This window comes from Delftia sp. RIT313 (genome assembly GCF_000632165.1).
In the GTDB taxonomy this organism is placed as follows: Bacteria; Pseudomonadota; Gammaproteobacteria; order Burkholderiales; family Burkholderiaceae_C; genus Comamonas; species Comamonas acidovorans.
This window is the reverse complement of sequence record NZ_JFYT01000034.1, coordinates 1-11615: the sequence shown is the minus strand read 5'-3', so window position 1 is coordinate 11615 and position 11615 is coordinate 1. Positions and strand designations below refer to the sequence as shown.

Genomic DNA, 11615 nt, shown 5'->3' with positions numbered 1-11615 from the left:
CTGTGCATATGACTAGGCATACGGAGTCAGTAGAAGTGGTCCCTCGCAGAGAAGGCGGCGCTGGTTCGCCGAACCTGAGAACTAGGCATGAGCGTGTCGCTGGTCGCTCGCCAGGAAGGCGTCTCTGCGGGACTGCTGTTTCAGTGGCGCAAGCTCGAACGCCAGGGTGCTTTGACAGCAGTGTCTGCCGGAGAGGGCGTTGTGCCGGCATCCGAGTTGGCGGCTGCACGCGCAGAAATCGCCAGGCTGCAGCGCGTGACGGTACCGGTTGGCGATACCGTTACATACATCAGGTCGCGGACTGAAGCCTTATAAATCTTGGACTTAGGCTTGAGATTGCGCAGTGCTGTGTCGGTTAGCATCGAGGTTTTTCTCCTGTTTCGAGACGGCTCATACCGTCAGGGGCCAGGAGACCTGCTGATGTCGGGAAAGCCGAACAAAACAAGCTTTTCCGAGGAGAACTTTACCGTCAAAGACGGTTTAGGTCTGGATAGTGAACGGGACGGTCTTAGATGTACGGTCCCAGGAAGTCATGGTGCATTCTTCAGCCTGGAACAGGAGAAAGCATTATGGCAATCCGCCTGCATGGCAGCGCCCGCACGACGCCGCGTATCCGCGCAGAGCTCCAGCTAGCGACCGGTTCCCATCGGTCCTTGGCCCACCTCTACGGCATCAACCCCAAGACCGTGACCAAGTGGCGTGCGCGCACCTCGGTGCTCGATGAGCCCATGGGTCCTCGGGGCAGAGCAAGCCAGCATCTTTCCCAAGAGCAAGAACACTTGGCGATTGCGTTGCGCAAGCAAGGGCATCTGTCGCTGGACGATCTCATGGGGCAACTCCTGGAGACAGCACCCAAGCTCAGCCGCAGCGCCTTGCATCGATGCCTGCAGCGTCACGGAATCAGCCGACAACCCGCAACGCACCTGCCACGAAGGCACGGAAAGTTTGAAGAAACGACGCTCGGCTTCGTGCACATCGACAGCGCCGAAATGAAGATCTCCAGCGGCAAACAGCCCATGTTTGTTGCCATAGACCGCGTCACAAAATTCACGCATGTCGCGTTCTTTGACAGGGCCACGAAAGCCAATGCAGCACAGTTCCTTCGGCAGGTGCTTGTGTTCCCGTACCGCATACATACCGTTCTGACGGACAACGGCATGGCCTTTACGGGACAAGAACGCTTCAGAGGCGGCGTCACCGACACATGCATCGGTCACATCTTCGAGCGCATCTGCAAGTTCAATGGCGTCGAGAAAAGGCATACCAAGCCGTACCCCCCCTGGACGAACGGCATGGTCGAGCGCATGAACCGGACCATCAAGGAATCCACGATCAAGGCGTACGAGTACGAAGGACTGGAGCAGCTACGAGAGTCAGTTCCACCGCCAACCTGCTCTGCAGGCCGGCGATAGTCACCGTAACGTATTTTCTTTTAAATCAACACGTTAAGGCAAACCACCGATAGCCAACGATAGTCCCCGAAGGACCTGATTTCACTCCCACTCGATCGTCGCCGGCGGCTTCGTCGAAACGTCGTAGGTCACGCGGTTGATGCCGCGCACTTCATTGATGATCCGGCCAGACACCTTCTTGAGCAGGCCGTAGGGCAGCTCGGCCCAGTCGGCGGTCATGAAGTCGCTGGTCTGCACGGCGCGCAGGGCCACGACGTAGTCGTAGGTGCGGCCGTCGCCCATGACGCCCACGCTCTTGACGGGCAGGAAGACGGTAAAGGCCTGGCTGGTGAGGTCGTACCAGTTCTTGCCGGTGGCATCGTCGGTCCAGTTGCGCAGTTCTTCGATGAAGATGGCGTCGGCGCGGCGCAGCAGGTCGGCGTATTCCTTCTTGACTTCACCCAGGATGCGAACGCCCAGGCCCGGGCCGGGGAAGGGGTGGCGGTAGACCATCTCGCGCGGCAGGCCCAGGGCCACGCCGAGTTCGCGCACTTCGTCCTTGAACAGGTCGCGCAGGGGCTCGAGCAGCTTCAGGCCGAGCTGCTCGGGCAGGCCGCCGACGTTGTGGTGGCTCTTGATGGTGACGGCCTTCTTGCTCTTGGCACCGCCCGACTCGATGACGTCGGGGTAGATGGTGCCCTGGGCCAGGAAGGTGGCGCCCTTGTGGCCACCGTCGCCCGCCTTGAGCTTGGCGGCCTCGGCCTTGAACACGTCCACGAACAGGCCGCCGATGATCTTGCGCTTGGCCTCGGGCTCGCTGACGCCGGCCAGCTTGCCCAGGAACAGGTCGCTGGCGTCCACGCGGATGACCTTGGCGTGCAGCTTGCCTTCGAACATTTCCATGACCATGTCGCCTTCGTTCAGGCGCAGCAGGCCGTGGTCCACGAAGACGCAGGTCAGCTGGTCGCCGATGGCGCGGTGGATCAGGGCTGCGGCCACGGACGAATCCACGCCGCCCGACAGGCCGAGGATGACTTCCTCGTCACCCACCTGCTCGCGGATTTTGGCAACGGCTTCCTCGATGTAGTCGCCCATGATCCAGTCGGCATTCGCCGCGCAGATCTCGCGCACGAAGCGGTTGAGCAGGGCAGCGCCCTGCACGGTGTGCGTGACTTCGGGGTGGAACTGGACGGCGTAGAAACGGCGCGCCTCGTCGGCCATGCCGGCGATGGGGCAGGACGGCGTGGAGGCCATGACCTTGAAACCCGGGGGCAGCTCGGTGACCTTGTCGCCGTGGCTCATCCAGACCTTGAGCATGCCGTGGCCTTCGGCCGTGGCGAAGTCCTCGATGCCCTTGAGCAGTTCGGTGTGACCATGGGCGCGCACTTCGGCGTAGCCGAATTCGCGGGTGTGCGAGCCTTCGACCTTGCCGCCCAGCTGGGTGGCCATGGTCTGCATGCCGTAGCAGATGCCCAGCACGGGAATGCCCAGCTCGAACACGGCGTCGGGGGCGCGGTCGTCCACTTCGTAGACGCTGGCGTGGCTGCCCGACAGGATCACGCCCTTGAGGCGGCCGTCGGCGGCGAATTCGCGCACCCAGTCGCTGCTGACGTCGCAGGGGTGGACTTCGCAGTAGACATGGGCTTCGCGCACGCGGCGGGCGATCAGCTGGGTGACTTGGGAGCCGAAGTCAAGAATGAGGATCTTGTCGTGTTGCATGGTCATCTCAGGCAAAGGTGATGGGAGGGGATCAGAAATCTTCAGGGGCCAGCAGCGCCAGCCCGCGCTTGCGGGCGGCGGCGGCCTGGGCCGCGTCAAAGGTGGCCAGCGGCAGGCGCAGCGACTGCGCCAGCCACAGGTAGGCCGCGTCATAGACCGGCAGGCGGGTGTCCAGCGCCACGTCGAGCACGGCCTTGTGCTGGGCGGGTGCCAGCTCGTGCAGTTCCACGCGGTGGCGGATGGCCTCGAGCACGCCCCACAGGCCTTCGACCGAGCTGTGCGGAATGCGGCCGCCGTGCACGCCCGAGGCGATCAGGTTGCCGCACTCCCACTGCCAGAGGTTGGGCGCCTGCGGGTCCACTTCGTGGCGGCGGATGCGGGTATACAGGCGCTGGGTGTGCACGCTGGCGGCATCGGGCAGCAGCCAGGCGGCGGTGACGGAGGCATCGAGCACGAAAGAGGTCATGCCTGGCTCCGGCCTGCGTGGCGCAGTCGGGTGGTGGAGTCCGGCGCCTGTGCCGACTGTGCCGGCTGGGCCGGGCGCACCGTGGCCTGCAGCGCCTGCATCTGCTCCAGCTCGCGGGCGATCTGCTCGTCGGTGATCACGGGGCGACGGCGCACCGGCAGCATGCGCACCACTTCCTTGCCGTGGCGGGTGATGCGCACTTCCTCGCCCTGCTCGACAAGTTCGATCAGGGCGGAGAAACGGGTCTTGGCTTCGTAGATGCCGACAGATTGCATGGCGGGGCTGAAAACAAAAACAGGCCTGGTGTCCGGCCTGGCCCGAATTCTATCATTCTGGCCAGAATTTCCAAAAATTCAGACCAGAACCATGCGGATATTCCAGGCATTGGCCCCGGCTGCCTGCTGGCGCGCCCCACTCAATGCTGTTCGCGCACGAAGCCGACAAACCGCGCCAGCGCGGGCGACATGGCTCCGGCAGGCCAGGCCAGGCTGGTCTCGCAGACCGGCAGGGCAACGGGTTTGCCGCCTGCACGGGCGCTGGCGAAAACCGCCTCGCGATAGACCACGCCGGGCCTGCAGAACTGCATCACGCTGGCGGGCACCCAGGCCAGGCCGATGCCACCCCAGACCAGGTTCACGATGGTCTGCATCTGTATCGCCTGCTGCGCGATGCGCGGCACATGTCCGTGCCGTCGGTACAGATCCGTCACCGCGTCATGGAGCGAGGGCATGATGCGGCGCGGAAAGATCACCAGCGGCTGCTCCAGCACTTCGTCGAGCATCAGCCGGTCCGCACCGGCAAGCGCATGCTGCTGAGGCAGGGCCAGCACCATGGCTTCCCGCCCCACGGCCAGGCGCTCCAGGCCGGCCGGCGCATGCCCGGGGGCATGCAGCATCAGCCCGGCATCGATCTGCCCGCGCTCGAAGGCTTCCATCTGCACATCGCTGGTGGCCTCGACCAGCTCCAGCGCCACACCGGGCGTGCCTGCAACGAAGTCCCGCACCCACAGCGGCAGCCGGGTGAAGCCGATGGTGGAGACAAAGGCCAGCCGCACGCGCCCCACTTCTCCCGCTGCCGCGGCCCGCGCAATCCCCGGCAGCGCTGCCGCCCGCCCCAGCAGTTCACGCACCTGCGGCACAAGCGCCTCGCCGGCGGGCGTCAGCGCGACGTGGCGGCTCGAGCGCTCGAACAGCGCCACGTCCAGGCTGCGCTCCAGCTGGGCGATGGCCTGGGTGAGCGGCGGCTGCGTCATGTGCAGGCGCGATGCGGCGCGGCCGAAGTGCAGCTCGTCCGCCACGGCCAGGAATTGCCGCCAGACGCGCAGATCAATGGGGGGCTCATTCATATGCGCAGCATATCAATCATGCCGATGAATAGGATTGGATCAGATGAATCAGTCGGCCCATACTCATCCAACCCCCACAACGAGAGACATGCCATGACCCCGCCGAACCAGATCAACCGCCGAAGCTCCCACATCACCGAAGGCAAGGCGCGCGCAGCCAACCGCTCCATGTTCTACGGCATGGGCTACAAGGAAGAGGATTTCAAGAAGCCCATGGTCGGCGTGGCCAACGGCCACAGCACGATCACGCCGTGCAACTCCGGCCTGCAAAGGCTGGCGGACGCGGCCATCGCAGGCATCGAGGAGGCCGGCGGCAACGCGCAGGTGTTCGGCACGCCGACCATCTCGGACGGCATGTCCATGGGCACGGAAGGCATGAAGTACTCGCTGGTCAGCCGCGAGGTGATCGCCGACTGCATAGAGACCTGCGTGGGCGGCCAGTGGATGGATGGCGTGCTGGTGGTCGGCGGCTGCGACAAGAACATGCCGGGCGGCATGATGGGCATGCTGCGCGCCAATGTGCCGGCCATCTATGTCTACGGCGGCACCATCCTGCCCGGCAGGTGGAAAGGCCGGGACCTGAACATCGTCAGCGTGTTCGAGGCCGTCGGCGAGAACGCCGCGGGCAAGATCAGCGACCAGGAGCTCAAGGACATCGAGCAGCACGCCATCCCCGGCACGGGCTCGTGCGGCGGCATGTACACCGCCAACACCATGTCCAGCGCGTTCGAGGCGCTGGGCATGAGCCTGCCCTACTCCTCCACCATGGCCAACCCCCATGATGAAAAGGAGAACTCGGCCAAGGAATCCGCCAGGGTGCTGATCGAGGCCATCAAGATGGACCTCAAGCCGCGCGATATCGTGACGCGCAAGTCCATCGAGAACGCGGTCTCGGTGATCATGGCGACCGGGGGCTCCACCAATGCCGTGCTGCACTTTCTTGCGATCGCCCATGCGGCCGGCGTACCCTGGTCCATCGACGACTTCGAGCGCATCCGCCAGCGGGTGCCGGTGCTGTGCGATCTCAAGCCCAGCGGCAGATACCTGGCGGTGGACCTGCACCAGGCGGGCGGCATCCCGCAGGTCATGAAGATCCTGCTGAATGCGGGCCTGCTGCACGGCGACTGCATCACCATCTCGGGCCAGACCATCGCGCAGACCCTGGCCGGCGTGCCTGACGAACCGCCCAACCCGCAGGTCATCCGCCCCCTCTCGGACGCGCTCTATCCGCAGGGCCACCTGGCCATTCTCAAGGGCAACCTGAGCCCGGAAGGTGCGGTGGCCAAGATCACGGGCCTGAAGAACCCGGTCATCACCGGCCCGGCACGCGTGTTCGACGATGAGCAATCGGCGCTTGCGGCCATCCTCGACGGCAGGATCCAGGCCGGCGACGTGATGGTGCTGCGCTACCTGGGCCCCAAGGGCGGCCCCGGCATGCCGGAAATGCTGGCCCCCACGGGCGCTCTGATCGGCGCCGGCCTGGGCGAGAGCGTGGGCCTGATCACCGATGGCCGCTTCTCCGGCGGCACCTGGGGCATGGTGGTCGGCCACGTGGCGCCGGAAGCGGCCGTGGGCGGCACCATCGCGCTGGTGCACGAGGGCGACTCGATCACCATCGACGCGCACGCATTGCAGCTGCAGCTGAACGTGCCCGAAGACGTGCTCGCCCAGCGCCGCGCGGCATGGAAGGCCCCCGCGCCCCGCTACACGCGGGGCGTGCAGGCCAAGTTCGCATTCAACGCATCGAGCGCCAGCTCGGGCGCGGTGCTGGACAACTTCGCCATCTGAGCGTCGCCATCTGAGCTTCGTGAGCGCACGAAAAAAAGAGGTCCGGGCAGTGGCTGCCCGGACCTCTTTTCCATCTCGCGCCAAGGCGCTGGATCTGGATCAGTCGGCGCGGTAGTTCGGCGCTTCCTTGGTGATCTGCACGTCATGCACGTGCGATTCACGGATGCCTGCGGCGGTGATCTCCACGAACTCGGCCGTGTTGTTCATCTCTTCGATGGTGGCGCAGCCGCAGTAGCCCATGGCAGCGCGCACGCCGCCGGCCATCTGGTAAACGATGGAAACCATGGAGCCCTTGTAGGGCACGCGGCCTTCGATGCCTTCGGGCACGAGCTTGTCGGCATTGGGATTGCCGGTGCTCGATTCCTGGAAGTAGCGGTCGGCCGAGCCCTGCTGCATGGCGCCGATGGAGCCCATGCCGCGATAGCTCTTGTACGAACGGCCCTGGTATAGGATGACTTCGCCCGGAGCCTCTTCGGTGCCGGCGAACATGCCGCCCATCATGATGGTCGAGGCGCCAGCGGCCAGGGCCTTGGCGATGTCGCCCGAGAAGCGGATGCCGCCGTCGGCGATCAGCGGCACGCCCGTGCCCTGCAGGGCCTGGGCCACGCTGTCGATGGCCATGATCTGGGGCACGCCCACACCGGCGACGATGCGCGTGGTGCAGATGGAGCCAGGGCCGATGCCGACCTTGACGGCGTCGGCGCCTGCCTCGGCCAGTGCCAGCGCAGCGGCGCCGGTGGCGATGTTGCCGCCGATGACATCGACCTGCGGGTAGTTCTGCTTGACCCAGCGCACACGGTCGATCACGCCCTTGCTGTGGCCGTGGGCCGTGTCCACCACCAGCGCATCGACGCCGGCCTTGACCAGCAGCTCCACGCGCTGCTCGGTGCCCTCGCCCACGCCCACGGCGGCGGCCACGCGCAGGCGGCCTGCGCTGTCACGCGCTGCGTTGGGGAAGGTGGTCTGCTTGGTGATGTCCTTGACGGTGATCAGGCCCTTGAGTTCAAAGGCGTCGTTCACGACCAGGATGCGCTCGAGCTTGTGCTTGTTGAGCAGGGCCTTGGCTTCCACGGGCGTGGTGCCGTCCTTTTCGTTGACGGTGATCAGGCGCTCGCGCGGCGTCATGATCTGGCTGACCTTGACGTCGTAGCGGGTCTCGAAGCGCAGGTCGCGGCTGGTGACGATGCCGACCACCTTGCCGCCGTCGCACACGGGAAAGCCGGAGATGCCGAGGTTCTCGGACAGCTGCAGCACCTGCAGCACGGTGTGCTCGGGGGTGATGACCACGGGGTCGTGCACCACGCCGGATTCGTGGCGCTTGACCTTGGACACTTCGGCAGCCTGTTGCTCTGCCGTCATGTTCTTGTGGATGACGCCGATACCGCCCTCTTGCGCAATGGCAATGGCCAGACGCGCTTCGGTCACGGTGTCCATGGCGGCGGACACAAGGGGGATGTTCAGGGAGATGTTGCGCGAAAAGCGCGTCTTGAGCGAGGTGTCCTTGGGCAGGACCTGGGAGAAAGCGGGGACCAGGAGGACGTCGTCGAAGGTCAGGGCTTTACCGAGAAGGCGCATGTGAGAGCTCCAAAAGAAGGATTGTACCCGTGCGCCGGATCACAATGTATGCTGTAGGCCATTGTTCCCCGCTATCGCTGCCCGCCATCATTTCCTGCTATTGCTACCTGCAACCGGCCCGATCACCCCAATCACCATGCATGCCACCAAGCTTGTTTTGCTAGCCGCGCTTGCCGCCTGTTCGCTATCCGCAGCCGCCCAGTGGCAATGGGTCGACGCCACAGGCCGCAAGGTCTTCAGCGACCGCGCGCCCCCCCCTGACATTCCGGCCAAGAACATCCTGCGCCAGCCTGGCGGCAGCGCGCCCGCTCCAGCAGCGGCGGCGCCCTCCACTGCACCGGCGGCTACAGATGCGGCCACGCAGCCCGCTGCAGATGCAACGGCACAGGCAGCGCCTGCCGCCGCCGCCAAGGACGCCAAGGACGCCAAGCCCGCAGGCACCGACAAGGCCCTGGAAGAGCAAAAGCGCAAGGCCGAGGCCCAGGAGGCCGCCAAGGCCAAGGCAGAAAAGGACCGCATTGCCAAGGATCGCCAGGAAAACTGTGCGCGGGCAAAACAGGCCAAGACGGCACTGTCATCGGGCGGCCTGCTGGCACACACCAATGCACAGGGCGAACGCGGCTTCATGGACGAAGCCACGCGCAACAGCGAACTCAAGCGCGCCGACGCCACCATCGCCTCGGACTGCGGACCGGTGCGCTGAACGCCTCCCTCCGTCAGTAACCGGCCTTGGCCCCGGGCCTTTGGCGCTGGAACAGGCCCGTGGCGCGGGCTCCCTGGCGCGCAAAGCGCTCGCGGCGCGCCACCTTGGGGTCCACGGTCAAGGGCCGGTACAGCTCCACGCGATCGCCGTCGCGCAAGCCTTGCGTCAATGGTGCGCTGCGGCCCCAAAGGCCAGCGGGCCCCTCCTGTGCAAAGCCCAGCGCCTGCCAGCCACCAGCGGCCTCGACTGCGTCGGCAATCGAGGCACCGGCCGGCAATTGCAGGGCCAGTTCAATGACTTCACCGGCACGCGGGCTGCATGCCAGCGTGATGCACAGAAACGGCCGGGGTTCAGCCATAGACCTGCTCGGCGCGCTTGACGAAGGCATCGACCATGGAGCCCGCGATGCGGTCGAACACCGGGCCGACCACGGCGGCCAGCGCCATGTTGTCAAAGCCATAGTCCAGCTGCAGCTCCACGCGGCAGGCCCGCTGCGAGCCGTCGCCCACGGGGCGGAACATCCAGTTGCCCTCCAGCCGCGAGAACGGCCCCTTGATCAGGCGGATGCTGACCTGGCGCCCGCCATCGTCGAGCACGCTGTGCGTGTTGCGCGTAACGAAGGACTTGCGCATGCCGCCGAATGCAATGCCCACCTCGGCCGTCATGCCCTGCTCGTCCTGCTCCAGCACCCTGGCCTGGTCGCACCAGGGGAGGAAGTCGGCATAGTGGGCCACGTCCGTCACCAGGGCAAACATTTCTTGGGGGCTGTACCAGATCAGGACGGACTTGTTGACTTTTTTCATGAATGGGGCGGGCTGCACGGCATGCAAAACACCGGCTGCGCGGTCATGGCGCATACGGCTGTCACAATGACGGCAAGGCGAAACTAAAATCCCGCACGGAGGCGAGACGGCAATCCAGTATTGTATGGAGAGCTTTCATCTCCAGGTTTTCGCCGCATCTATTACTCCATGGCCAAGAAACCTGAAACACAGTCGCGCATCGCCGACAACAAAAAAGCCGCGTTCAACTACTTCTTCGAGGAACGCTTCGAGGCCGGCATCGTGCTGCACGGCTGGGAAGTGAAGGCACTGCGCAGCGGCAAGGTGCAGCTGACCGACGGCTACGTCATCGTCAAGGACGGCGAGCTGTTCCTGCTCGGCTGCCAGATCAACCCGCTCAAGACCGCCTCCACCCACGTCAACCCCGACGCGGCGCGCATCAAGAAGCTGCTGCTCAAGAAGGACGACATCCTGCGCCTGATCGGCAAGGTCGAGCAAAAGGGCTTCACGCTGGTGCCCATCAACCTTCACTGGAAGAACGGCTTCGTCAAGTGCGACATCGCCCTTGCCAAGGGCAAGGCCGAGCACGACAAGCGCGACGTGATCAAGGACCGGGAAGGCAAGCGCGAGGTCGAGCGCGCCATGAAGAGCTTCAACCGCTGACGGGCATCCGCAGCTTTTTTTGCACTGCTGCGGAATAAACCGGCACGGCCCAGTGTTCATTGCAGTGTCCGGCCGCAATTTCGCGCGCCGGCAAGCACCGGAGACAGCGATGAAGAAGCTCGGCATGAAACTTGGTACCTGTGCCTTCACGGCAGCCCTGACATTGACCCTGGCAGGCTGCTATTCCGCGCCTGCGGCCAACGCCTCTGGCCAGACCCCGCCCAGCGCGGTCAGCGTGCAAAACGGCATGCTGGTCGGCGCCAACGGCATGACGCTCTACACCTTCGACAAGGACACGGCCGGCAGCGGCAAGTCCGTCTGCAACGGCCCCTGCGCGACCAACTGGCCGCCGCTGATGGGCAAGCAGGCGCCGTCCGGCGGCAACTACAGCGTGATCCAGCGCGACGATGGCAGCAGCCAGATCGCCTACAAGGGCAAGCCGCTGTACTACTGGGTAAAGGACGGCAAGGCCGGTGACACCACGGGCGACGGCGTCATGGGCGTCTGGCATACCGCACGCCCCTGATTCCAGCCGCATCCGCCTTCGGACCTGCCCATGGACCGCAGCCAGATCCTGGAGCACCTGCCCGGCCTGCGCCGCTATGCGCGGCTGCTGGCAGGCGATGCCTGGGCCGCCGACGACCTGGTGCAGGACACGCTGGAGCGTGCCTGCCGCAAATGGCTGCTGTGGCGCCCCGACGGCGATCTGCGCGCCTGGCTGTTCACGCTGATGCACAACCTCTACCTGAACCAGCGGCGCTCTGCCGCGCGCGGGCAGTGGCTGGACATAGACAGCCTGTCCGAGACCCTGGCCGCGCCCGAGGACAACAGCGACGCGGCCCTGGACCTGGAGCGCTGCCTGCAGCGCCTGCCCGCCGAGCAGCGGGCCGTGCTGCTGCTGGTCAGCGTGGAGGACATGAGCTACGCCGACACGGCGCGCGTGCTGCAGCTGCCCCTGGGCACCGTGATGTCGCGCCTGTCGCGTGCACGGTCACGGCTGCGCGAATTGATGGAGGCCCCATCGGCCCCATCAGCCACTTCGGCCTCCTCTGCAGCGCCTGCACAGTCAGCACCGACTGCCAAGGCCGCAACACCCCAAGCCGCAGCCCCCGCGCTGCGCCGGCTCAAATGACGAGGCCGCCATGACCGCATCCGCCCCCACCCCTCTTTCATCTTCCTCGCC

Annotated in this window: 12 protein-coding genes and 2 pseudogenes; 7 read left to right on the top strand and 7 right to left on the bottom strand. The window is 65.4% G+C overall.

Annotation, left to right across the window (positions count from 1 at the left end; all coding sequences use genetic code 11):
• Positions 1-8 precede the first annotated feature (8 nt).
• Both BW39_RS30125 and BW39_RS07180 read left to right on the top strand, forming a co-directional pair.
• Positions 9-258, top strand: a pseudogene (locus BW39_RS30125) (transposase); the annotation flags it as partial.
• 311 nt (positions 259-569) lie between these two features.
• Positions 570-1379, top strand: a pseudogene (locus BW39_RS07180) (integrase core domain-containing protein); the annotation flags it as partial.
• Positions 1380-1493: 114 nt separating this feature from the next.
• On the opposite strand, the gene guaA reads toward BW39_RS07180, so the two are convergent.
• The 4 genes from guaA to BW39_RS07160 form a co-directional block, all read right to left on the bottom strand.
• Positions 1494-3110 carry a glutamine-hydrolyzing GMP synthase gene (gene guaA / locus BW39_RS07175; RefSeq protein ID WP_043820812.1) on the bottom strand — a complete coding sequence of 539 codons (1617 nt, stop codon included), beginning with the start codon at positions 3108-3110 and terminating at the stop codon, positions 1494-1496.
• Positions 3111-3141: 31 nt separating this feature from the next.
• A complete protein-coding gene (locus tag BW39_RS07170; RefSeq protein ID WP_012204856.1) occupies positions 3142-3576 on the bottom strand; it encodes a type II toxin-antitoxin system VapC family toxin in 435 nt (144 codons plus the stop codon).
• Entirely contained in the window at positions 3573-3851 is a 279-nt protein-coding gene (locus tag BW39_RS07165; protein ID WP_012204855.1) for a type II toxin-antitoxin system Phd/YefM family antitoxin, read from the bottom strand. The genes BW39_RS07170 and BW39_RS07165 overlap by 4 nt, the downstream gene beginning before the upstream one ends.
• Before the next feature lie 140 nt (positions 3852-3991).
• Positions 3992-4921, bottom strand: a complete 930-nt coding sequence (locus BW39_RS07160; RefSeq protein WP_043820744.1) for a LysR family transcriptional regulator — start codon at positions 4919-4921, stop codon at positions 3992-3994.
• A gap of 93 nt (positions 4922-5014) precedes the next feature.
• On the opposite strand from BW39_RS07160, the gene ilvD reads away from it, so the two are divergent.
• Positions 5015-6709, top strand: a complete 1695-nt coding sequence (ilvD, locus tag BW39_RS07155) for a dihydroxy-acid dehydratase (RefSeq protein ID WP_043820742.1) — start codon at positions 5015-5017, stop codon at positions 6707-6709.
• 99 nt (positions 6710-6808) lie between these two features.
• Here the strand turns inward: ilvD and guaB are convergent, their stop codons facing one another.
• Positions 6809-8284, bottom strand: coding sequence for an IMP dehydrogenase (gene guaB, locus BW39_RS07150; RefSeq protein WP_013803023.1), 1476 nt, complete (start codon positions 8282-8284; stop codon positions 6809-6811).
• Positions 8285-8420: 136 nt separating this feature from the next.
• Between guaB and BW39_RS07145 the strand changes: the two genes are divergently transcribed.
• Positions 8421-8987 carry a DUF4124 domain-containing protein gene (locus BW39_RS07145; RefSeq protein ID WP_043820740.1) on the top strand — a complete coding sequence of 189 codons (567 nt, stop codon included), beginning with the start codon at positions 8421-8423 and terminating at the stop codon, positions 8985-8987.
• Positions 8988-9000: 13 nt separating this feature from the next.
• Here BW39_RS07145 and BW39_RS07140 read toward each other — a convergent pair whose 3' ends face one another.
• Both BW39_RS07140 and BW39_RS07135 read right to left on the bottom strand, forming a co-directional pair.
• The gene (locus tag BW39_RS07140) at positions 9001-9345 is read right to left on the bottom strand and encodes an RnfH family protein (RefSeq protein WP_043820738.1); all 345 of its coding nucleotides are present in this window, start codon (positions 9343-9345) and stop codon (positions 9001-9003) included.
• Positions 9338-9790 carry a type II toxin-antitoxin system RatA family toxin gene (locus BW39_RS07135; protein ID WP_034398355.1) on the bottom strand — a complete coding sequence of 151 codons (453 nt, stop codon included), beginning with the start codon at positions 9788-9790 and terminating at the stop codon, positions 9338-9340. The genes BW39_RS07140 and BW39_RS07135 overlap by 8 nt, the downstream gene beginning before the upstream one ends.
• Before the next feature lie 168 nt (positions 9791-9958).
• Here BW39_RS07135 and smpB point away from each other — a divergent pair, with 168 nt between their 5' ends.
• The 3 genes from smpB to BW39_RS07120 all read left to right on the top strand — a co-directional run bounded on the left by smpB (position 9959) and on the right by BW39_RS07120 (position 11564).
• Positions 9959-10432, top strand: a complete 474-nt coding sequence (gene smpB, locus BW39_RS07130) for an SsrA-binding protein SmpB (protein WP_013803027.1) — start codon at positions 9959-9961, stop codon at positions 10430-10432.
• Positions 10433-10541: 109 nt separating this feature from the next.
• Positions 10542-10958, top strand: coding sequence for a COG4315 family predicted lipoprotein (locus BW39_RS07125; protein ID WP_012204847.1), 417 nt, complete (start codon positions 10542-10544; stop codon positions 10956-10958).
• Positions 10959-10988: 30 nt separating this feature from the next.
• Complete coding sequence (locus tag BW39_RS07120; protein WP_043820737.1) at positions 10989-11564, top strand: RNA polymerase sigma factor; 576 nt, start codon at positions 10989-10991, stop codon at positions 11562-11564.
• Positions 11565-11615: the final 51 nt, after the last annotated feature.